At 50.3% G+C, this 22,945-nt stretch carries 22 protein-coding genes and 1 riboswitch; of the genes, 3 read left to right on the top strand and 19 right to left on the bottom strand.

Features of this window, described 5'->3' with window-relative positions; all coding sequences use genetic code 11:
- Positions 1 to 21 precede the first annotated feature (21 nt).
- The 12 genes from BN3279_RS06745 to ssuE form a co-directional block, all read right to left on the bottom strand.
- Positions 22 to 885 (bottom strand): carbohydrate ABC transporter permease, encoded by an 864-nt coding sequence (locus tag BN3279_RS06745; RefSeq protein ID WP_392396858.1) that lies wholly within the window; start codon positions 883 to 885, stop codon positions 22 to 24.
- Between the two features lie 43 nt (positions 886 to 928).
- Positions 929 to 1,807, bottom strand: coding sequence for a carbohydrate ABC transporter permease (locus tag BN3279_RS06750; RefSeq protein ID WP_059049881.1), 879 nt, complete (start codon positions 1,805 to 1,807; stop codon positions 929 to 931).
- Positions 1,808 to 1,915: 108 nt separating this feature from the next.
- Entirely contained in the window at positions 1,916 to 3,211 is a 1,296-nt protein-coding gene (locus tag BN3279_RS06755) for an extracellular solute-binding protein (RefSeq protein WP_059050471.1), read from the bottom strand.
- A 195-nt stretch (positions 3,212 to 3,406) separates the two neighbouring features.
- Positions 3,407 to 4,303: a hypothetical protein gene (locus BN3279_RS06760; protein ID WP_059049882.1), complete on the bottom strand. Its 897-nt coding sequence runs from the start codon at positions 4,301 to 4,303 to the stop codon at positions 3,407 to 3,409.
- A 41-nt stretch (positions 4,304 to 4,344) separates the two neighbouring features.
- Positions 4,345 to 6,474, bottom strand: coding sequence for a sensor histidine kinase (locus BN3279_RS06765; RefSeq protein WP_187377749.1), 2,130 nt, complete (start codon positions 6,472 to 6,474; stop codon positions 4,345 to 4,347).
- Positions 6,475 to 6,514: 40 nt separating this feature from the next.
- Positions 6,515 to 7,207 (bottom strand): response regulator transcription factor, encoded by a 693-nt coding sequence (locus BN3279_RS06770; RefSeq protein WP_059049884.1) that lies wholly within the window; start codon positions 7,205 to 7,207, stop codon positions 6,515 to 6,517.
- 197 nt (positions 7,208 to 7,404) lie between these two features.
- The gene (locus tag BN3279_RS06775; protein WP_059049885.1) at positions 7,405 to 8,271 is read right to left on the bottom strand and encodes an SDR family oxidoreductase; all 867 of its coding nucleotides are present in this window, start codon (positions 8,269 to 8,271) and stop codon (positions 7,405 to 7,407) included.
- Positions 8,272 to 8,368: 97 nt separating this feature from the next.
- The gene (locus tag BN3279_RS06780; RefSeq protein ID WP_059049886.1) at positions 8,369 to 9,121 is read right to left on the bottom strand and encodes an AAA family ATPase; all 753 of its coding nucleotides are present in this window, start codon (positions 9,119 to 9,121) and stop codon (positions 8,369 to 8,371) included.
- A gap of 20 nt (positions 9,122 to 9,141) precedes the next feature.
- Complete coding sequence (locus BN3279_RS06785; protein WP_059049887.1) at positions 9,142 to 11,052, bottom strand: ABC transporter ATP-binding protein; 1,911 nt, start codon at positions 11,050 to 11,052, stop codon at positions 9,142 to 9,144.
- Entirely contained in the window at positions 11,033 to 12,826 is a 1,794-nt protein-coding gene (locus BN3279_RS06790) for an ABC transporter ATP-binding protein (protein WP_059049888.1), read from the bottom strand. Before BN3279_RS06790 ends, BN3279_RS06785 begins: the two co-directional genes overlap by 20 nt.
- 83 nt (positions 12,827 to 12,909) lie before the next feature.
- The gene (locus BN3279_RS06795) at positions 12,910 to 13,512 is read right to left on the bottom strand and encodes a P-loop nucleotide/nucleoside kinase family protein (RefSeq protein WP_059049889.1); all 603 of its coding nucleotides are present in this window, start codon (positions 13,510 to 13,512) and stop codon (positions 12,910 to 12,912) included.
- 134 nt (positions 13,513 to 13,646) lie between these two features.
- Entirely contained in the window at positions 13,647 to 14,183 is a 537-nt protein-coding gene (gene ssuE / locus BN3279_RS06800; protein ID WP_059049890.1) for an NADPH-dependent FMN reductase, read from the bottom strand.
- A gap of 213 nt (positions 14,184 to 14,396) precedes the next feature.
- On the opposite strand from ssuE, the gene BN3279_RS06805 reads away from it, so the two are divergent.
- Complete coding sequence (locus tag BN3279_RS06805) at positions 14,397 to 15,308, top strand: hypothetical protein (RefSeq protein ID WP_059049891.1); 912 nt, start codon at positions 14,397 to 14,399, stop codon at positions 15,306 to 15,308.
- Between the two features lie 88 nt (positions 15,309 to 15,396).
- Here BN3279_RS06805 and BN3279_RS06810 read toward each other — a convergent pair whose 3' ends face one another.
- The 5 genes from BN3279_RS06810 to BN3279_RS06830 all read right to left on the bottom strand — a co-directional run bounded on the left by BN3279_RS06810 (position 15,397) and on the right by BN3279_RS06830 (position 19,925).
- A complete protein-coding gene (locus BN3279_RS06810) occupies positions 15,397 to 15,609 on the bottom strand; it encodes a YezD family protein (protein WP_059049892.1) in 213 nt (70 codons plus the stop codon).
- Positions 15,610 to 15,644: 35 nt separating this feature from the next.
- Positions 15,645 to 16,487, bottom strand: a complete 843-nt coding sequence (gene cysW, locus BN3279_RS06815; RefSeq protein ID WP_082673006.1) for a sulfate ABC transporter permease subunit CysW — start codon at positions 16,485 to 16,487, stop codon at positions 15,645 to 15,647.
- 78 nt (positions 16,488 to 16,565) lie between these two features.
- Positions 16,566 to 17,396 carry a sulfate ABC transporter permease subunit CysT gene (gene cysT, locus BN3279_RS06820; protein ID WP_059049894.1) on the bottom strand — a complete coding sequence of 277 codons (831 nt, stop codon included), beginning with the start codon at positions 17,394 to 17,396 and terminating at the stop codon, positions 16,566 to 16,568.
- 30 nt (positions 17,397 to 17,426) lie between these two features.
- Complete coding sequence (locus BN3279_RS06825; RefSeq protein ID WP_059049895.1) at positions 17,427 to 18,500, bottom strand: sulfate ABC transporter substrate-binding protein; 1,074 nt, start codon at positions 18,498 to 18,500, stop codon at positions 17,427 to 17,429.
- Between the two features lie 360 nt (positions 18,501 to 18,860).
- Complete coding sequence (locus BN3279_RS06830; protein ID WP_059049896.1) at positions 18,861 to 19,925, bottom strand: lactonase family protein; 1,065 nt, start codon at positions 19,923 to 19,925, stop codon at positions 18,861 to 18,863.
- A gap of 135 nt (positions 19,926 to 20,060) precedes the next feature.
- Between BN3279_RS06830 and BN3279_RS06835 the strand changes: the two genes are divergently transcribed.
- Positions 20,061 to 20,564 carry a CcdC family protein gene (locus BN3279_RS06835; RefSeq protein WP_232436776.1) on the top strand — a complete coding sequence of 168 codons (504 nt, stop codon included), beginning with the start codon at positions 20,061 to 20,063 and terminating at the stop codon, positions 20,562 to 20,564.
- 164 nt (positions 20,565 to 20,728) lie between these two features.
- Here the strand turns inward: BN3279_RS06835 and BN3279_RS06840 are convergent, their stop codons facing one another.
- Positions 20,729 to 20,950: a cold-shock protein gene (locus BN3279_RS06840; RefSeq protein ID WP_059049897.1), complete on the bottom strand. Its 222-nt coding sequence runs from the start codon at positions 20,948 to 20,950 to the stop codon at positions 20,729 to 20,731.
- 173 nt (positions 20,951 to 21,123) lie between these two features.
- A complete protein-coding gene (locus BN3279_RS06845; RefSeq protein ID WP_009223993.1) occupies positions 21,124 to 21,324 on the bottom strand; it encodes a cold-shock protein in 201 nt (66 codons plus the stop codon).
- Positions 21,325 to 21,586: 262 nt separating this feature from the next.
- Positions 21,587 to 21,698, top strand: a riboswitch (TPP riboswitch).
- Between the two features lie 159 nt (positions 21,699 to 21,857).
- Between BN3279_RS06845 and BN3279_RS06850 the strand changes: the two genes are divergently transcribed.
- Positions 21,858 to 22,931 carry an ABC transporter substrate-binding protein gene (locus tag BN3279_RS06850; protein WP_059049898.1) on the top strand — a complete coding sequence of 358 codons (1,074 nt, stop codon included), beginning with the start codon at positions 21,858 to 21,860 and terminating at the stop codon, positions 22,929 to 22,931.
- The last annotated feature ends 14 nt before the right edge of the window (positions 22,932 to 22,945 follow it).

Below are 22,945 nucleotides of genomic sequence, written 5' to 3' on the forward strand. Positions count from 1 at the left end.
TGACCACCGGACATGCCTTCCTTATCCTTTCACCGCGCCAGCAGTCATTCCCTTCATCATCTGCTCCTGAAATACCAAATACAGGGCAATTGTCGGAATCACGGATAACGTCATCGCCGCCAAGGTCAAGCCGTAGTCCGTCTGATACCCGTCGGCAAAATTGGCAATCGCCAGCGGCAGCGTCTTGAGCGCTGTTTTATTGATAAATACCAAGGCAAAGGAGAAATCGTTCCAGGAATGCAGAAAGCTGAGAATCGTCACAGTAGCCAGCGCCGGGATAGACATAGGCAACATGATGCGGAAGAACAAGCCCCATAACCCTGTACCATCAATAAACGCCGCTTCCTCCAGATCGCGTGGCACGCTGGTCAGATAGGCCGTCAATACGAAGACCGCAGTTGGCAAGGCAAAGGCAGTATAAGGCAAAATGAGTGCCCAATACGTATTCAGCAGCGACATCTGCTTCATCAGAATAAATAAGGGAACCAGCGTGCTGTGAATGGGAATCAGCATCCCCACGACGAAGAAAGCCAACACCCCACCTTTCCAGCGGAATTGAAACCGGGCCAAAATAAAAGAAGTCAAGGCGGCGATAAACAAGGTCAATACTAGCGCCCCCAACGCTACAATCAGCGAATTGCCAAATGCGGTACCCAGTCGGGAGCTATCCCAAGCCTTCATAAAATTTTCGCTATGCCATACTTGCGGTAGCCCGAAGGGGCGTACATAGAAATCTTCGTTGGTTTTAAAAGCGCTTAGTACCAGCCACAAAAACGGATATAAAGTCACGATGCCATAGCACGTCAGCAGGGTCCAAAATATCGCGTTTCTCGTTCGCCGCCATACCTGCGTTCCCGCTTGGGCGGAGGGTCCTGCCTTGCCCATGAACATCGGTGTTGTCGAACTCATGATCCTCTCCCCTTTCCCCTTATTCGCGTGCTCTCCTGCGGCTGGTCAGCCACTGACTGGTGCCGATCAGCAGCAGACTAATCAGCATAATACTGGTTGAAATAGCGCTCCCGAAGCCATAACGATACGTCGCAAACGTCGAGTTATACATGTATGTGGCTAGCAGTTCGGTGGCATGAGCTGGCCCACCCTTGGTCATGATGTAGACCAGATCAAAGGACTTGAGGCTCCCCGAAATACAAAGAATAACCGCCACCTGTACGGTATTCTTGATCATAGGTAGCGAGATAGAGAGCAGCTTACGCACACCGGAGACGCCATCGATCTTAGCCGCATCGTGAATTTCACCAGGAATATTTTGCAGGGCAGACATAAAGATGATCAGGTATAGGCCCACATAACTCCAGATGAGCGGTGGAATCAAGGAATAGATGGCGATATGTCCGTCGGACAGCCATTGCAGCTTCCAATCCCCCAGCTTGAGTGCATCCAGCAAAAAGTTCAGAATGCCGATCTGCGGATGATATATATATTGCCAGATCATACCGATGACGACCGTCGAAAGTACCATGGGCAGAAAAATCGCCGAACGCAGGAAGCGTTGCAAGAAATTGTTCTTATGCAGCAGCACCGCCAACACCAAGGCCAGCGGAATCTGCCCAAATACCGAGGCCAGCACAAAAATGACGTTATTCTTGAGTGCGCGCCCAAACACGGGGTCCCTCAAAATTTCTGCATAATTGCCAAGTCCGATATATTTGGCCTCGCCCATACCGGACCAACTGAAGAAGCCGTAATAAGCCGACCAAACGACAGGTACGAACACGAATAAGGAGTAGATGACAACAGCGGGTACTAGCCCCGTGATGATAAACCGCTTGCTGCGCAGTGCATTCATACTCTTTTCACATCCTTTCATGACAGTCCCCTGCTTCAACAAGGCTTAAATAGAAAGCCCCCTCCTTATTAGGGCGAGTTCAACCCATTGTCGGGAGAGGGCTTGCGCTTAATTCTCTACAGCCGTAGCCTGAGCACTTTGAATCTTGGCCGCAATATCCTCGGCATTTCCGCCCATTAGCAGCTCTTGCAGTCCGTTATTGACCACTTCTACCGTGGCCGAGCCGAGCTTGGAATCGTATACTGGCACAATCTTCACGTTCTGAATCAAATCATACAACTCGACAAACAGCGGATGAGCCTTGCTCTTATCCAACTCGATGTTATAGCTGACCAGGGTGCTGCTCTCCAAAGTCGCCTTCTGTCCATCCGGGCCAGCCAGCGCATAGAACAGCTTCATCGCTGCCTCTTTCTGACTGCCGCTTAGCTTCTTGCTTACGCCAAGACCCGTTCCGACCACGCCGGAGGTGGTATCCGGTGCACCTTTGCCACCAGAAATGGCAGGCACAATGGTAATATGCGTATTGTCCAGCACCTCAGGTGGTGCGTTGTTGACCAGATTGGCCAACGCCCAGCCGCCATTGATCACCATTGCTGCGTTACCCTGGAAGTAAAGCTGCATCATCTGCGTCTCATCCAGACTATTGAAGCCCTCCTGGAAGGCGCCAAGCTCGCCCAGCTCCTGGAACGTCTTCAGCGCATCGATGAACTCGGGATCTGTGAACTTTGCTCCGTCCTGTTCGACGGCCTTCAGGAACCAATCCGTGCCCGTGATTCGGTCCGCCACGGTACTGAAGAACGTCGACTGTGCCACCCAGTTCGTTTTATTGCCCAGCGCAATCGGAATGACGCCGTTCTCCTTGAACGTTTGCACCGCTGTCTGTAATTCCTCCCACGTTTCAGGCACCTTTACATTATGTTGTTTGAACAGGGCATCGTTATAAAATACAAAGGAGCTAGGCGCCAGATTCATCGGTACGGAGTACACCTTGCCATCCACCGTGAAGCCGTCCAGCGCATTGGGAATGAAGTTATCTCTCCATTCGGGATTTGCATTCAATTCCTCATCAATAGGTTGCAGCAGATTACCCTTCACGAATTCCTTGGTCATCGCATCCGGGAACATAACGAATAGCTCAGGCATCTCATCAGCCGCAGCTACCGTCCGCAGGCGCGTTCTCAGACCATCGGTTGGCAAGCCTTCATCAATGACCTCAATCTCCGGATGATCGACGCGGAAGTCCTCAATAATCTTGCGCATCGCCACCGCCTTGGCATCCTGCCCCGTCCAGTTATGCCAAATGGAAATGCTAACCTTCTCTCCTTCTCCTCCACTGCCGGAGCTCTCATTATCTCCACCACAACCGGAGAGCAATAACACCATCATGGCAGCACTGCATATCATAGCTATCCATTTTGTCTTCAAGAACGTTTCCCCCTTACTTTAAATTAATTACATTCTAATGGAAGCGTTATCAATAGGTAAGGTGACGATTTGCGGGCATAGGGGTGAAAAATATCGGATCAATCTTAGGAGGGAGAAACAAAAAATAAGGCTACCCGGGTGGACAGGTAACCTTGCAGAGCGATTGTATTGTTCTTAAAAAGCAGACCCGTACTCTGCTATACTCCGGCAGCGATCAATCAGCTTGAAGAAGTCAATGCCACACGCTTCTTTAGAATCGTTTGGGGTATATCCGTTTATTTCTGTTTGAGTATACTTCACTTTAATCTGACATTCCCCCGTGTACCCCACGCTCTTTTGATTAGTCAATTTCATTTTAGGTGCAAGTAGAGCATAGAACTGCTCATCTTCTAGCAAATGTATAATCTCGCTCATTTCCCATGCTGTCAGTTGTTTCTCATAGACATCATAGCTGACGTAAGTGTCAACTTCATTGTAGTAGCGCTTCAAGAAGCTGATATAGTTGTCTTGTTCATACAAATCAGCAATAGGATTCTCACTGTAGACGACAACCAATTTGTAGCCAATTTCATTATGTGCCAGCCTTACACACCAACCATGATTTTTAGAATAACGATTTAGATATAAGAGTTCAAAATCATTTTGATCCCTGTAGTTACGATAATTTGCGTACACATGCTGTGGTTTTATGACCGGCTGGGCAGGGAGGAGAACTTTCTTTCTCTGCTCCCTTATCATTTTTTGAGCTATTTTCTCGTATTGAGCTGACAGCTCTTTAATAGTGTTGAGATCAGGCTTCTCATATGTCTTGAGCTGTGTGTAGACCTGTTCCGTGATGAAATGCCGGGAAAAAGACTGCTCTAACAGTTGCAAGAATTCTTTGGTATCGATTAGGCGATACGTATTTTCATTATACGCTACAAAGGAATGTTCAATATACTTCGAATGTTCGGTCATATATTGGTTTGTGATCAAGTCAATGCCTACAGAATAAACAAATTCAAAGTCCCGCTTATCGGCCACAAAAAGTTCAGCATAATAGACATTTCCGGCTATATTACGATCTCTCATCTTCCCCACCCCGCTCATTCTATCAAGCTTTGGATTCTATTTTAACTCAAAATGATATCTACTTTAAACAGATCACCCTCCACATTAATATCAAACTTCCCTCCATGAAGCTCTACAATGGATCTGGCAATCGCCAGACCCAGCCCAGAGCCCTCTGTATGGCGCGACGAGTCTCCCCGTTTAAACCTTTCCAGAAGCTCATCCATATCTCCGCTAAGTTCATATTTAGTTACGTTCTTAAAGGAGATTATTGCCTGATTGCCAAGCTCTTGTACAGAGATATAGACGCGTGAGTGTTCAAGAGAATATTTCAAGACATTTCCAATGAGATTATCAAATACACGCCATAGCTTTTGACCATCCACTGAAGCATACACCGGGCCAGAATCGTTCGAGAATCTGAAGTGCAAGCTGGATTCAGCAATACTATCACTGTATTCTGCCAATGCCTGCTGGAGTAGCTGAATCAAGTCAACCTTCTCCTTCACCACCTCCACATTTCCACTAGCCATTTTGGAGATTTCAAATAAATCATTAATCAGCACCTTTAATCGCTGGGATTTCTGATCAATAATATTTACGTAAGCTTGCCGTTCTTCACGGGTAATGTCTTCCTTTTTCAGCAACTCCGTATAAGTGATAATAGAGGTTAACGGTGTCCTCAAGTCATGACTCACATTTGTGATCAGCTCCGTTTTTAATCGTTCACTCTTGACCTGCTCATTCTGCCAGCTCTTGGCCGCTTGAGTTAACAAATTCATATTTGCAGCCATCCCAGCCAGTACAGATTTACCCTTGACTGAAAGCTCTTGACTAATATCCCCTCTGGTCAGTTCTTCGGTCTTAATCACAATCTGGTTAAAATAGCCGATCTGCTTAATCAAGAACCAAGCCACCGGGATTGCTACCGCAAGCCAGAGAGCATACAAGAAGATCATTACGGGATAAAACACGATGATTACCGTCAGCACTCCCCAAGTGAATACCATAAGCACAAGCGACACAAATTGCATGCCCACACTCTTTTTAAGAAAGGCGTTGGTGAGACCCATTTTGACTTCACGTGACCATAACTTTATTCGTTGACCAGTCCGGTACAGCAGGCTCCTCTCCCACTCTTGCCGAAGAGATTGCCCCTTCGTCAAAGCTTCCACTACATACTTTCCTTGAATAGAAGTAATGAGCACCAGCAGAGAGGCCAGTAGCAAGCCTGTCAGCATATCGACAACAAATGTCCACACACCTGCAAAGTAACTGTGATACAAGGACACAAAGGTTCCTTTCATAAAAAACAGAAGGCTGACAGCACCGATACTGCTCAAGAACATTAAAATGATTCGGAGATCGACAGGCAGCTTATTATAATGCATCCCCCATTTGTTCCCTGACCCCATAAGGAGCACCTTCTTATTGAGCTTGAGGCCGCAGATAATTAGAGCAGCCATAGCCGCAAACACATAAGACCAGACGAGGATCTGCCCTTGCCTGTACCTATTGTACTCAACCATCAGGTTACTGCCTGGAGCTAGGTCTGAGGATACAGCGATTTCCCCTTGAAACGGGATGTACTTCCCTTTCAGTTCCCCATGTACAGCGTTAAAAGTCATGAGATATACGTCATTAGGAACATAGTAGCGCGTCCGATACTGTAAGCTCTGGGCATTCATTTCCATTTCAGCCGCTTTTGCATTAACACTGCTCATATTTGTGTGAAATTTATCGGAAACGCTGCTTGTAAAATAATATTGAAACTGATCATGAAACTTTACATAATGGCTTCTGAGGACTTCTCTCTGTTGATAGTATTCCTCCAGTTGCCGTTGCTTTTCGCGCAGCAGCTCGGTCCGAGCAAAAGCCTCCATTTCAGCATTAGGATAAACCCCCACTTCTTCATGACCATCCGGCGGTGCATCACTGATATAAAATTGATAATTGCCTGCCAAGGAGTCGGATTGTACCGTTATCCCTCCTTGATTCATCCAGTAGTTAACGATCTCATCTTCAGTAACCTTCAATTGCTGCTTGGCTTCCTCAAGGGGCAGATCATTAAGCACAAACATGTTTAAATAGCTGACAAACTCATCAAGTTTCCCTTGAAAGGCCGGCGTATGAAAATAATTTCGTTGCACATAATTACCGCCTAAGGAAAAAGTAATTACGATTCCGCTCAAACCAAAAGTGAGCAGGATTGCCCAAAGACCCACTATGTATTTATTTTTCCATTTTGTAGCCAATCCCCCACACCACCTTTAAATATTTTGGATTTTTAGGATCAATTTCGATTTTCTCTCTTATTTTTCGAATATGAACCGCGACTGTATTTTCTGCGTTAAAGCAAGGCTCTTTCCATACCCGCTCATAAATTTCATGGATTGAAAATACACGCCCAGCATTCGTCATTAACAACTCAACAATTTTATATTCGATTGGCGTAAGCTTGACGGCTTGCTCAAAAACCTTGACCTCCTTGGAGGCTGTATCCAGAATCAGGCCCTTTAGATCAATGAGGGAGGCGGCTTCCGCATAGGCCCCCAGATTTACATATCTTCTTAGCTGTGACTTTACCCGGGCCACTAGCTCCATTGGATGAAATGGCTTGGTCACATAATCGTCGGCTCCCACATGAAGACCTAATATCTTATCGCTGTCCTCACTTTTAGCGCTTAGCATCAGGATAGGAATATTCTTCTCCTCACGAATTTTTGACGTTGCAGCAATTCCATCAAGCCCCGGCATCATAATATCCATAATAATAAGATGAACCTGCTGGCTGGACAGGATTTCTAGCGCTTCTATGCCATTTGTTGCCTGATGTACCGTGAGTCCTTCATTCTTGAGGTAAATTTCGATGCCATCCCGGATTTCCTTATCATCATCGACAACCAGCACAGCGTAATTGCTCATGCTCTCCCTACTTTCCCTATTAATCTGCTCTCATCATTGTATAGTAAAGGGAAAATCTTAACATTCATGCGGGATCTTTCTGAAGAATTTCTTAATTTTATCTCGTACGCAAACCAATAAATCAAAAAAAGCATCCTCCCCGCTAAAAGGGAAGGATGCTCATCCTTGTATAACTATATCGATTAGCAAATCATGGTTTAACCCTGCACTTCCTTCACAATTTCACGGATGGCTTCCACCAGTGAAGTCGCAGGACGGCCAAGCAGCGTTTCGAGGTCGTTGCTGGCTACATCCAAACCACCCTCGCGAATACCGCTTTGGATTGCTACGAGGAAAGGAACAACCGGCTCCGGTACTCCGGCTCCGCGCATAGCCTCAGCGTAGGCCGCATCGTCCACATGCTGAATAGGAACCTCACGTCCCAACGCTTCGCCAATGCTCTTGGCCAGATCATCATGAGTAAGCAGCTTGCCCGAGAGCTCATACACCTTGTTCTCATGTCCTGTTCCAGCAAGCACGGCGGCAGCAGCCGCGGCGTAATCCCCACGTGTAGCCCAGCCTACCTTGCCACTACCGGCCGAGGTAATAACTGGTGCTCCAGCGAGAACGCCCTGAATTGTACCCGTCTCATTCTCAATGTACCAGTTGTTGCGCAGGAAAGCGTAAGGAATGCCTGTCTTCAAGATGGCTTCCTCTGTCGCTTTATGCACCGGAGCCAAGGCTAACTGACTTTTGGCTGCATTCACCAAGCTGGTGTAGGCAATGAACTGAACCCCTGCCTTCTTCGCTGCATCAACGGCAGCTCCATGCTGACGCACCCGAGTATCGTTATCCCCTTGCGTGGACACGATCAGCAGACGATCAATACCCGCAAAGGCCTGATCCAATGAAGCTGGTTCATCAAAGTCCCCGTACCGCACCTCCACACCAAGCGCGCTCAGCGCAGAAGCCTTCTCTGGCTGACGTACGCTGACCGCTACTTGCTCTGCCGGAACCAGACCTAGCAACGCATCCACTACCTTCGAGCCTAATTGCCCCGTTGCACCTGTTACTAATATTTTCATCCTGAATTCCTCCTTTATCGTTAAATTCTTGATCAAGAATTTTTCAACCTGTAACCATTATAGTTTCAGGTTGGCGATAAGTCAAACAGCATTGCTACTATTCTTCCTTGAACAGTTCTTCCAACATCCCCGCCCGATTATTCACAAACTCCTTCATAATGACAAAATGATCCGTCTCCTCCAGCACCGTTTGCTCAATCCCGGCTGGGGTTAATTGATACATCAGGCTGTCCGGGTAAGCCATCAAAATAGGTGAATGCGTTGAAATGATAAACTGCGAATGACGCCCCACCAGTTCATGAATGCGTGACAACATCGCCATCTGACGATAGGGAGACAAGGCCGCCTCAGGCTCATCCAGAATGTATAGGCCACGCCCGCCGAAGCGGTTCATAAAGGTAGCGAAAAAGGACTCTCCATGCGACATCATGTGCAAAGATTTCCCGCCGTACGAGTCCTTAATGGCCCTCCCAGCCATCGGCTGCCGGTCCAGCTCATCGATGGCCGTCGCCAGATTATAGTAACTCTCTGCCCGGAAGAAGAAGCCGTCGCGGGGTCGCACCGCCCCACGAACCATCCGAAGATAGCGATACAGATCCGAATGTGTCTCCGCTGTAGCAAAGTTTAAATTGAGCGTTCCTCCCTCTGCATTAAAACCAAGCGCAATCGCGATGGCCTCCAGCAGGGTCGACTTTCCCATACCGTTCTCTCCGACGATATAAGTAACCTTGGGATGAAACTCCAGGTGTTCCAGTGAAGTCACGGCCGGAAGGTTGAAAGGATAGGCCCCAAAGCCGGGAACCTCTCCTCGCAGCAGCAGCATGGACCGCAGATAAGCATGCATATTCATGCCATGTTCCCTCCATTCATTTACTCCTCCATAAGACCGCCGTGATACAGGCTATGATAAAACCCGCGCTGTGAAAGCAATTCCTCATGCGGGCCTTGTTCAATAAGACGTCCTTCTTTGAGGACGATAATTTTGTCAGCCATGCGAATCGTGTTTAGACGGTGGGCAATGACAAAGCTGGTGCGCCCCTGCATCAAGCGATGCAAGCCCTCCTGAATTTTGATTTCCGTCACCGTGTCGATGCTGCTCGTAGCTTCATCCAGCACAAGAATAGACGGATTAGCCAGGATCGCCCGTGCGATACCGAGCAATTGGCGTTGGCCCTGACTGATTCCTCCGCCCCCTACATCCAGCACTTTGTCATAACCTCCAGGCAGCCGGACAATAAAGGAATGAGCGTTAGCCAGTTTGGCCGCTTCTTCTACTTCGGCATCGGTGGCATCCAGCCGCCCATAACGAATGTTCTCACGAACCGTCCCCTGGAACAGGAAGGAATCCTGAAGCACAAACGCCATATGCGAACGCAAGCTCTCGCGGCGGATTGTCCTCGTATCACGTCCATCTATGGTTATCGTGCCCCGCGACGGTTCATAAAATCTCGACAACAATTGAATGAGCGTCGTCTTCCCCGCCCCGGTTGGGCCGACCAGAGCGATTAACTCGCCGGGCTTCGCTGCAAAGCTGATGTCCTCCAAAGTGTTCCCCTTATCGTCTTCCCCATAGGAAAAGGCTATCCCAGAGAAAGCAACCGCTCCGTGCACAGAGTCCAGTTCTACCGCTTCAGCTTCGTCACTGGCTTCCACCTGCTCGTCAAGCACTTCGAACACGCGCTCTGCCCCGGCAATCGCTGATAGCAAAGTATTCCATTGATTGGCCAGATCATTTAACGGCCGGGTGAACTGACGAGCATATTCCACAAACACGATGATAACCCCTATTGTCACCGCACCATGACCACGGATAGCCAGAATAGCCCCGATTCCCGCAACCATGGCAAAGCTGAGATTGTTCAGTCCATTCATCAGCTTCGGGATAAATCCGGAGATGGTCTGCGCCCAAAAGCCGGAGCTAAGAATAGCTTCATTACGCTCACGAAAGTTCCGCAACACACGCTGCTCCTGGGAGAAGGCCTTAATGATACGCTGACCGGACAAGGTCTCTTCAATATAACCATTCAGACTGCCCAAATCCTGCTGCCGTTTGCGATACAGCGGACCTGTCCGCTTCGTAATCCAGCGCATGCCAGCCAGCATAAGCGGAACCACGAGGAAGGTTAACAGCGTTAATAACGGGCTAAGATACAACATCACCCCCAGCGTACCCAGCAAGGTCAGCACACTGGAGAAAATCTGAATAGCCGAGCTGTTTAGGGTAGAACTGACGTTATCCATATCATTCGTCAATCGGCTCATGATATCGCCCTGCTGCCGCTTCCCGTAGAAAGGAATCGGTAGCTTGTGAAGCTGGGCAAACAACTCGGAGCGCATGCGGTACACCGTTTCCTGAGCAATCTCGATCATCCATATATTTTGCAGCCAGGTGGTCAGGGAAGAACCGGCATACACAGCCAGCAGGCCAAGCAGGAACAGCCCCCATGACCCGCCTCCACCTTCAAGGTAATGGTCCACAGCCATACCGACCATGTACGGACCCAGCAGGGCCAGCGCCGAGCTGAACACCACCATGAGCAGAACTGCTCCCAGCCGGGCCCGGTGCACGGATAGATACTGCCAAATTCGTCCCAGCGTACCCGACCAGTTCTTGGCCCTGATCTTAGGACCCGGCATTCCCCGGCTTCCGCCATGTCCGCCCCGTCTCTGCTTCTCCTGCGCCATCGCCCGTTCAGCCTGCGCATCCCGCTCTGCGTTCCCCTTAGCCACATCCAGCTTGGGATAAGGATGACGAAAGGGTTCAATGAAGGTCTTGAACATGCTGCACCTCCCCTTCCTTACCATATTGGGATTCATAGATGCGGCGATATAACGCCGAGCTCTCAAGCAACTCCTCGTGCTTCCCGCTGGCAATCAGACGCCCATCGTCCAGCAGCAGAATCAAATCTGCAGAAGCTACGGCACTGATCTTTTGAGTGACCAGCAGCGTTGTGCAGGAAAGATGCGATACTTCCTCAAGCAAGGCCGCCTCTGTGCGTACATCCAGAGCACTGGTACTGTCGTCCAGAATGAGAATTGAAGGCTGACGCACCAGCGCTCTGGCAATCGATAAACGCTGCTTCTGCCCGCCCGACAGGTTCACGCCGCGCTGACCGAGCCGCGTCTTGTAGCCGAGAGGGAGCCGAGTGACCATCTCATGGATCTGCGCACGCCTGGCGGCCGTCTCAATCTGCCCGTCATCCGCCCCTTCCAGCCCCCACGCTATATTCTCCCGAATAGTTCCGGTGAACAGCATAACCTCCTGGGGAACGTAGCCGATGGCATGGCGTAGCTCCGTACGGTCTATCTCCCGAATGTCCCTGCCGTCGATGCGTATCGTTCCTTCGGTCGGTTCGTACAGCCGGGGAACCAGTTGAATCAGCGAAGATTTGCCAGAGCCCGTTGCCCCCATAATCGCCACCCGTTGCCCCGGCTTCACGGTGAAGGATACCTGCTCTAATACAGCCTCATCTCGGCCAGGGTAATGGAAGGACACCCCCGAAAATTCAATCTCCCCATGGACTTCCGTCAACCCAACATTCGGACCATCCGCATCATTTCTATCTTCCAGGTACACCGGATTCCCTGTAATAACCCCAAGCTCCGCTTCCGGATCATCGGTGGTCAGCACCTCCCGAATTCGCCCTTCCGAAGCCGAAGCCCGAGAGAACGAATTCATAATCCATGACAACGCCGACAAAGCGCCAATCGTTCGTAAGGAATAGTTGATAACGGCGACAACCTCCCCCACGGTGGCCCCGCCACTTTGAATCTCCAGCCTCCCAAACCACAGTACCGCAATAATTCCGGCATTCATAACGAATAACAGGAATGGCATCGTGGTCTCCGTCAGCCGCAATGCCGTAACCGAGTCTTCTCTTAACTCGCGATTGCGCCGCTGGAACCGGCCGATCTCATGGCCCATGCGCACGAATACCCGAATCAGCCGCATCCCGGTCAGATTCTCCTGAATCAAGCCATTCATACGGTCGGTACGCTGCTGCACAGTTCGGAACAAGGCCGCCGCCTTCTTGATCATCCACAACACGAACCATAGCAGTATAGGCACCATCACCGTGAGCAGAAGCCCCAGCTTCGCATGGACCAGCAAGGCCATGACCACGCTGCCAAGCACTAATAACGGAACCCGTGTGGCAAAGCGCAAGCTCATGAAGATCATATCCTGCAACACGGTGATATCCCCGGTCAGCCGAGTGATTAGCGAGGAAGCCGCAAAGCGGTTGAACACTTCATAGGAGAAGGATTGCACCTTCTCGTACAACTTATCCCGAAGATCATAACCTACCCCCTGGCTGACGTGAGCAGCAAAAAAGGAACTGCCAATGCCTCCAAGAAAAGCGAGCAACGCACTACCTGTCAGAACTCCGCCCCAGAGCCAGGCGACGGCCACATTACCTTCACGTATGCCATCATCAATGATACGGGCAATCAATAGCGGCTGAATGAGCTCCACAGCCAGTTCGATCAATAGCATGGCAATCGCCGAAATGGCGGCTACCCGGTACTTTTTAAGAAATCCAAATATGACAGTCATCCCTACCCCTCCGTTTCCGGCCAGTCCGAAGACAAATAAAGCCCCTCCTGACGGCTTGGCCGCAGGAAAGGCATAAGCTATAACTACATCCGTCCAGCCTCACTTTGGACAAATTCGAAGACTGCGTCCACCTTCTCTTCCGTCAGTTGGCCGCTATTATCGAATACATAGATAGATGAGGCGGGAATATCCCAGTTAATCTCCGGTACAAATTGTACGCGCTGCTTGAAGTCGTCCCAATGGCTCAGCTTCCAGCTATCGCGGTCCGTGCTGCGTTCAATAATTCTTTCCTTCTGCGTATCCATATCCTCAAGCGTAACCACAACGACCTTCACATCTACCTCTTGACTCGACATCCCTGCATCTTGCAGAAGCTTGCCCAGCCATTCCCTGCTCTTCAGCTCTGCTGTAAAGGGGGAGATCATAAAGACGTTCTGACCCGCCGACAGATTCTCAATACAGATATCACGAGTGGCCTCATACTCCAAATCACGCAAATGCTCTTTGTAAAAAGCGGAGTCCCGGTCGTTGGTGTCCAGCCCGTTCATCTCCAAAATTTTCTCAGCAAAGCGTCCGCCCACCGTATCCCGATCCAGGAAAGCTGCGGACATGCGTCTTGCCAGCTTACGGGCTACCGTGGTTTTCCCTGTCCCGGCAACCCCTACAAAAAAGACCAACTTCAACATGATGTCTTATCCTCCTAAAGTCAACTTATTCTATTGTACTATTTAACAACGGTTCACAGCCATCCCCCGGCACAAAAAAAGCCGGCATCCGGAATCTCCCGGACCGCCGGCTCTGTAGCTCATTAACGCTTGGCCTATCCCTGACGCAGGCGGGTTTCCCGAACCAGTTCACGAACATTGTCCTCCAGACGGCTAACCAGTTCGTCTGCTAGTTCGAAGCCCCCCTCCTCCTTGCGCGCCACCTGTGAGTCTACCGTGTAGACGCCACCCAGAATATAACGCGCACCAAGTACGGACAGCACAGGCTTCAAGGCATATTCAATACTGAGCAGATGGGCCAAGCTGCCACCAATAAAGAGGGGCAGGACCACTTTGCCAGTCAATCCTTTTTGCGGGATCAGGTCCAGGAACGTCTTCAATACCCCGGTATACGAGGCTTGATACACCGGGCTTGCTACAATGATGGCATCCGCTTCCGCCACCCGTGCATTGGCCTTAACGATGGCCTCGCTCTCAAAACGGGCATTGATCAAGTCTTCCGCAGGCAGTTCACTAACATTTAACCGGCTTACTTCAAATCCCTCTTGAACGAGCAATTCCTCTGTCCGTGCTATAACCGCGCTAAGCCGTGAACCCGGCGTAGGACTGCCGTTGATGATCGTAATCTTCATGGATAGGTTTCCTCCCTGTATATGGCGAATATAAGTTATACATAATTCCGACAAAATGACTACACTTTAAAATGATGCTATCAACATTTTAAGGAAAAGTCAACGCAAACCCTACTCGTCCAGTCTGCTAATGATCGCCTGGTACCATTTTTATCAACTGAACTTGAATCGGACAAGTTCGTGTGCAATAGTGGAAAGAGGAAACTGGAAAGGGTGATCATCTTGTCACTGCCGGACTCTATAGCCTGGCTGCATCAGCAGGATCATTCCGCACTCGCAGCCTTCATAGGATTAACTATTCTTGCAAGCTTATATGGCGCCTCGCGCTACAGTATATCTCGGAACGAACAGCTCCGCCTGGAATACATAATGCTCACCCTGGAGCGATATGCCGCTGCCTCAGCCACGCTGATTACCGCTTTGCAGCAAGCTCGGGTCCCTGACACCGAGCATAAGGAGCTGAACGAACGGCTGCTGGCATGCCGTACCGCTCCCTACGCCACAGATAACGTGTTATCGTTAATTAATGCCTTTATCGCCGATGGGGATGAGGCTCGTCTGCCCCTTCTGCTAAGAACGATTGAACGTGAAAGCGAGCAGCTTATTGCCGAACGCAACAGACTGTTAGAGCTTCGGGAACGGCCGGGTTGGGGAAGCTGGATCTGGCGTGTATGTCGCCCCTTGCTCCCCGCGTTGTGTGCATTCGTTCTTGGAGGACTGCTGCTAGGGTCGCTAGGATTGCTGCATACGTCCTTCTCTGGAGGCTCTGATACCGAGTCCATCGTCTTCTCCTGGATTCGTCTGATCTCGGCCGGGCTCGCTCTGCTGCTGATCTTTCTTGCGACCTCAGGCGGTCCCAACCGACACCCCCGTGCGTTCTCGATGCGGCTATTGGCTCTCATTACCGGCTTGCTGGCCTTGCTGCATCTCGCAGGCCTCTGGCTCGCTCCTTACATTTTGGGCCTTCAAGGGCTGCTGTTGCTTGGCGGCTTCCGTCTGAATGGTCGCAAGCCCCGCAAAGCCCGCCCTTATGCAGGACAGGCCGACCCGGCCGCACCAGATACCCTGGTACAGGATGCTGAGACGATATCCCTGATGATCAGTGAAGACGATCAGGTGCAGTAGCCAATATAGATGCTCTAACAGCAAACACCCTCTACTCCGAGCAGAATCGCTCCAGAATAGAGGGTGTTTGCATAAACATGACATATCATTATGATTCACGGACAGCCTTGGCAGCACGGCGCGCAGGAACGGCTGACCTGGCCGCACCTGTGCCCAGTTCATAGCGCTTGCGCTCCGTCCGTTCCACCTGAACAATCTGTCCTTCATGAACCACGATGTTCAGGGAACCGAATTCCAGCCCACTGAGCAGTTCCCCAATCCGCTCCAGCCATACTTCATCTACCTTTAATGGTTTTGCCATCACGACAGCCTCCCCAACTATTTTCAATGCCTTCGTTAATGACGGCTCTTGCGTGTAAACCAGCCTTTCAGTAACAACGTGACCAGTGCCAGCAACAATAACAGAGATGCAACCGCAAATGATGCGGAGAACTGGTATTCGTTGTACAAAATCTCTACATGCAGTGGCAACGTGTTTGTTTCTCCCCGAATATGCCCCGATACGACGGACACAGCCCCAAATTCCCCCATCGCCCGGGCGTTGCATAATACGATGCCATACAGTAGTCCCCATTTAATATTGGGCAGGGTGACCTTCCAAAAAATGCGAAATCCCCTCGCCCCCAGCATGACCGCCGCCTCTTCCTCCTGCTGCCCTTGATCCTCCATCAGCGGGATCAATTCCCGGGCAACAAACGGGAAGGTGACAAAGATGGTAGCCAGCAAAATACCAGGAAAAGCAAAAATAATGGATATATTCCTTTCATCCAGCCAAGGGCCAAACCAACCATTAGAGCCATACACCAGGACGTAAATCAAGCCGCCAATGACCGGTGATACCGCAAAAGGCAAGTCAATCAGCGTCACAAGTATCTGCCTGCCACGGAACTTGAACTTCGTAATCGCCCAAGCCGCAGCTACGCCGAATACGGTGTTCAGCGGCACGGTGATCGCCGCTACCAACAGTGTCAGCCGCAATGCCGACAAGGCATCGGGATCTCTGATCGCCGCCACATATACTCCCCAGCCTCGCTTGAGCGCTTCGGTTAGCACCACGGCCAGCGGCAAAACAATTAACCAGAGCAGCACCAAGCCAGCCGCCGTAACCAGTACCCACTTGATAACGCTGGAATCCTTCCTTGCCGATCTGCGCGGGGTAGTTGATTGCCCCGTAGCCATAGGCACAGTACCCGCCATGCTCTTCCCTCCCCGTACACTCAATAATGTTCAGGCTTGTCTGCCACCCACCGCTCTTGGTTAACGTGCAGTTTTACGGATTCGACGCTGCAATGAATTGATCAGAAGCAGCAGCACGAAGGAAATCAACAGCAGCATTAAAGCCACCGCCGTCGCCCCGGCATAGTCAAATTGCTCCAGCTTGGACATAATCAATAGCGGCGCAATCTCCGTCTTCATCGGCATATTACCGGAAATGAAGACAACCGAGCCATACTCCCCAATTCCACGGGCGAAAGCAAGCGCAAAGCCGGTAAGCAGCGGTGGCAGCAGCTCGGGCAGCACCACCGAACGGAAGGTGCGAAGACGACTCGCTCCAAGCGTAGCGGCCGCCTCCTCCACTTCAGCATCAAGATCTTGCAATACCGGTTGAACGGTTCGGACCACGAAGGGGATGCCAATGAACATCAGCGCCAGCGTTATTCCAATAGGCGTAAAGGCTATTCGCAACCCCAACGGCTCCAGCAGCGAACCGATCCAGCCATTAGCAGAGTAGATGGCCGTTAGTGATACCCCGGCAACAGCAGTAGGCAAGGCAAATGGAAGATCAATCATGGCATCAAATATGCCCTTGCCAGGGAATTCATAACGTACCAGCACCCAGGCGAGCAGCAGGCCCAGTACCGCATCGATCAAACCGGCCGCGGCCGCCGTCAGGAAGCTTACCTTGTACGACGCCAGTACCCGAGGATCGGTCGCAATGTCCCAGAACTTCTCCCAGGTGAGTCCCGTCGAATTCAGCAGCAGAGCCGAGAGCGGAATCAACACGACCAGACTGAGGTATAAGACGCTGTACCCCATCGTCAGGCCAAAGCCGGGCAAGACGCCGCGCTTCGTAGTGCTACTATGCATAGAACAACTCCATCCTTTCAGGCAGGGCGGTTACTGCGGTACATAGATTTGACTAAAGATGCCGTCATCCTTGAAGTGCTTGGTCTGAGCCTCTCCCCAGCCGCCAAACTCATCGATGGTAAACAGCTTGATCTCCGGGAACTGGTCAGCGAACTTCTCTTGAACGCTCGCCAAGGTTGGACGATAATAATTCTCTGCGGCAATCGTCTGTCCTTCCTCGGTGTAGAGGTACTTCAAGTAGGCTTCGGCTACCTCCCGTGTCCCGTTCTTATCCACATTCTTGTCTACAATCGCCACGGGCGGCTCGGCAAGGATGCTTTCTGAAGGATACACGATGTCGAATTTATCCGGGCCCAGCTCCTTCACGGACAACCAGGCTTCGTTCTCCCAAGCCAGCAGTACATCCCCCAGGCCACGTTCTACAAAGGTAGTCGTTGATCCACGGGCCCCACTGTCCAGCACGGGAACATGCCTGAACAATTCCTGGACAAATTCCTTCGCCTTCTCTTCATCATTATTATTGTTGTGCAGAGCATATCCCCAGGCTGCAAGATAATTCCAACGTGCGCCGCCGGAGGTCTGCGGATTGGGCGTAATAACCTCCACACCTTCCTTGATCAGATCATCCCAGTCCTCCAAGCCCTTGGGATTCCCCTTGCGAACCAGAAAGACGATGGTCGAGGTATAAGGTGAACTGTTAAGCTCGAACCTCTGTTGCCACCCCTCGTCAATCAAGCCACTCTCTTGAATGGCATCAATGTCGTACCCCAGTGCCAAGGTAACCACATCAGCTTTCAATCCGTCGATGACCGACCGGCTTTGCTTGCCTGACCCGCCATGCGACTGCTTAATCGTGACTTGCTGTCCGCTCTCCTGCTTCCAATACGCAGCAAAGGCTTCATTATATTTCTCATACAATTCCCGAGTCGGGTCGTAGGATACGTTCAGCAGTTGAACTTCCTTCGGTTTGTCGCTCCCCCCGGACGCATCCGCCTTCGCACCAGCAGTTCCGCTTCCTCCTTCGCCCGCCGAGCAAGCTGCCATCACCACAACTAATGCTATTGCCAGACCATTCAGAACTCCTCGCTTCAACCTTCTGCTCATCGTATCACTCCCCTAGCTCCCTTTTATTGTTCGCTTTACTTAGACACGGCAGGCGAAAAACAACTCGCTCCTTCAAAAGTCAGGTGAACACCGGAGCCTACCGTTAGCAGGGGCTTCCTTTCCCTATCCCGCTCCCTATCAACTCTCCAGTGCTTGTCACCACGTCTCTTAAAAAAACGGAAAAACGCCCTGTCCCCTACGGTCAAACCGAGCTACTACCCGTGTCTGCCGAGGCAAGCAGAGCGTTCCTCCGTCTGTACGGCGAGAACTCAATTAATCCTACCTGTTTAGTATGCTATGGTGTTATTTTATATGCGTCTACTACTCCTGTCAAACCTTTTTATGTAAAAATTTGAAAAATCACTTCTCATCCCAGGGGGCAATGCAGGATGGCTTGCTAATAGTGACGTTTTGGCCGGTTAGCTCAAGCCGCCCCGTTAGCTCATCTCGCCGTAACACGGCGATATTATCGCTGTACTGGTTAGCCACAAGCACATAACTCCCCAACATGGCAAAATTACGCGGCCAGCTCCCTCCCGCGGCTGTCCAGGACGGATCATGAAGATGCCCCGTGTCAGGGTCGATGCGGAAGCCCACGAGACTGTCATGCCCCCGATTGGAGCCATAGACAAATTGCCCGTCTGAAGATAGATGAATATCCGCTGGATAGTTCTCTCCTGTGTAACCATCCGGCAGCGAGCTAACATGCTGCACCACCTCCAGGTGGCCCTCAACGGGATCGAAGGCATAGGTTGTCAGCGTACTGTCTAGTTCATTAATGCCATAGGCAAAGCGTTGCGACGGATGAATGACGAAATGGCGTGGCCCCGCACCTGGCGGTAGGTCAATCTCGCCGTGCCGCTCCAGGCCCCCTCCCTCTAACCGATAGATGATAATCTGGTCGGTTCCCAAATCAGAGGCAAAAGCGAACCGCCCATCCGGACTTGGAACCAGGCTATGGGCGTGAGCCGACTCCTGCCGCTCCGCATTCACACTGCTACCCTCATGACGGACCCGAGCGGTCATCTCTCCCGGCGCCCCATTCGTATCCAGCGTAAAGACATTGACATCACCACTGGAATAATTGGCTACCAGCAAGTGCCGCTCGGCCCCCGGGCGCAATGCCAGATGGCAAGGGTCCGCTCCTTCGGTGCCCACATTCTCCCCCAACCTGGTAAGGCTTCCCTCCTTGGGATCAATAGCATAACCTGCTGCCTGTCCATCACTCTGTTCACTGACGGCATATAGCCGTAATTCCTTGGCATCCACAACCAGGAAGGAGGGATTTGCTATCCCAGCCTGCTCCTGTACTATTCGTATTTTGCCGGACTGAAGCTCAAGCTCGCACAAATAAATACCCGACTCGCTCCCCTCCGCGTAAGTTCCAACATAAAACCGTATAACCTCTACTTTTTCCTTATTCATAAGCGGTGAATTCCTCCTATTATTAATCTGATCGCCTTTAGAGCGACGATTTGAAACAAAGTAGACCTACTGTGATATAATCGTGATCAAAAGATAGCTTTCTTTGAACTACCACTTGTAGAAAGGGACTCTCGCATGAACCTGATCACAAACCTGATTAATTCCCCATATATGCCGTATGCCTTTACTTTTGGTGCGCTCGCCATGGCTGTGACCGCCATGTTCATTCGCTTGAAGGCCAGTCGGCGTCCCATCACCGTCAAGAAAATTATTACCCCGCCGCTAGGCATGACTACCGGATTTGGCATGTTCATTGTCCCGGAAACACATATTCCGATACTTTGGGGTTTGATTGCCTTTGTCTGTGGCTGGTTCTTATTCTCGTATCCGCTTATCCGCACGACCAAATTCGAGAGCATTAACGGCGAGATTTATGCCGAACGTTCACGGAGCTTCGTCCTGATTCTGATTGGGCTACTCATCGTAAGGCTGTTGCTTCACGAGGTCGTGTACCAATACATCTCCGTCATGCAGACGGGAGCCGTCTTCTTCTTGCTTGCCTACGGCATGATTACTCGCTGGCGACTCTTCATGTTCAAGCAATACCGCTTGATTACAGGTGACAGAACCACAGCCTGATAGGCGGCGATATGCCCGAACTCCCTTCAACATATTAGATTTTAGATGTACATGCAATCCCCTGATATAAGCTAGATTGCAGATAAAACAAAAAAAGAAGCTTCCCCCAGTGAATTAGTTCAATGGGAAAAGCTTCTTCTTGTTGTTGACCTTAAGCGGCAAAATCAAGCCTTCTTGGTCGCCGATTTATGTTCCGAGCTGGGATTTGACAACTGAGGAAGCATACGCATTCCTTTTTCCATTTCGGAAGAGCAAAGCGGACAAACAGGGCTGTAATCGAAGGTGAAGTTGTCCCGCATCCATCCGTTGCAATCCTCACTCGTACAAGTCCAAACCGGTGTATTCTCCTCAGGAATTTCTTCTAACGTTTTTTTACGGTAGTTCATAATTCCCCTCCTCCAAAAGTGAGCATGTCAGTCACCCGGATGTATTGGTTAGTTCTTATATATGCTATTCAGAGGCCGAAGCGAACTTCAAAATAATTAACCTCATGAATTAAAAAGAGTTAATAAAAACTGCCCTTAATGCGAAAACGCATTAAGAGCAGTTTCAGCCTGCATTACAGTTTTACAACGTTTTCAGCTTGTGGGCCGCGGTTGCCTTGAACCACGTTGAATTGTACGCGTTGGCCTTCGTCCAGCGTTTTGAAGCCTTCGCCAGTGATCGCGCTGAAATGTACGAATACGTCATTTCCGCCTTCCACTTCGATAAAGCCAAAACCTTTTTCTGCGTTAAACCATTTAACTGTTCCTGTTTCCATGAAGGTATACCTCCTGTTTAAAGATTAACATGATCCATTTTTTCTACTCGCATAAAAAAAATTCACATATTGAAAAAAGTTCCATTTTTCAAAAGTGACACCCTTTTCAATGTGTGAATATCTTCTTTCAAAAATAAGAGTTATTTGTATTATAGCCCGTTGGCAAATAAAAAGCAAATCTCCTGTTCATTTCTAGTGAAAAAAAAAGCCAGGGTGGACAAATGGGAAGCAATCTCATTATAATGACAAGGTAAACTGCAGTTGAATAGTTCGGGGGTGCCGGGACAAGGCCGGCTGAGATTGTATTCCTTATAATACTGACCCTTTGACCTGATCTGGATAATGCCAGCGTAGGGAGCCATGATTAATGGAAGAAGCTTGCTTCATTTCCGTCTACCTGTCGCGTCCCAGTCTGGGGCGCTTTTTTTACGTCCAGGCCGTTGTCCCAAGGCAGTCGACCGTTTACGGACAGTCATCCAGGGTTATACAAGAACAACGCTGCGGAAATAAATGATAAGAAGGAGACTACTGCCATGAGAAAACAACGACGTCGCGGTACATTCACCACGCTGACCCTCTGCGGCATATTGCTGACACTCGCACTGAGCGGCTGCGGTACCAATGCTAATTCAGGAGCGGCGAACAACACTCCCGGAGGTAACGGCAACAATTCGCCCGCCACTGAATCCGGCGCACCATCAAATGAAGAATTGCGAGACATTAGACTGGTGCTCGACTGGAGCCCCAACACCAACCATACCGGACTTTATGTCGCCAAGGACCAGGGATTCTTTGAAGAGGAAGGCTTGAACGTTGATATCGTGCTGCCAGGGGCCGGCGGTGCCGATGCGATGGTTGCCTCAGGTGAAGTTCCATTTGGCGTCAGCATACAGGAGAACGTCACACAAGGGCGTATTCAGAACGTTCCCCTCGTCTCTCTTGCGGCAGTCATTCAGCATAACACCTCCGGGTTTGCCGCGCCGGTAGCCAAAAATATCAAGTCGCCCAAAGATTTTGAAGGCAAGGCTTATGGCGGTTGGGGTTCCCCTGTTGAAGAAGCTGTTATCAAATCGATTATGGATTTGCAGGGTGCCGATTCCACCAAGGTGAAGTATCTGAATATCGGAGATGCCGATTATTTCACAGCCGTGAAGCGTGACATCGATTTTGCCTGGATCTTCTACGCTTGGACGGGGATTGAAGCGGAGCTTCGAGGCGAGCCGCTGGATATGCTTTACGTGAAGGACTTCTCTGACCAGCTTGACTACTACACCCCGATCATCGTTACCAACGAGCAGACCATCAAGGATGACCCGGAACTGGTCAAAGCATTTATGCGGGCCGTTACGAAGGGTTATGAGTACACGATCGATCAACCGGAGGCCGCCGCGGAAATTCTGCTCAAAGCCGTTCCCGAATTGGACAAGGATCTGGTTGTAGCCAGCCAAAAATGGCTGAGTCCGAAATACCAGGAAGATGCCCCTCGTTGGGGAGAACAAAAACGTGAAGTCTGGGAGAACTATGCGAACTGGATGCACGAACGGGGCTTGCTAGAGAAGCCACTTGATGTTGATGCCGCCTTTACCAATGAGTTCTTGCCTGAATAATACAATAAACTCTC

Origin of the sequence: Paenibacillus senegalimassiliensis (genome assembly GCF_001486585.1) — a bacterium.
GTDB classification, from domain to species: Bacteria; Bacillota; Bacilli; order Paenibacillales; family Paenibacillaceae; genus Fontibacillus; species Fontibacillus senegalimassiliensis.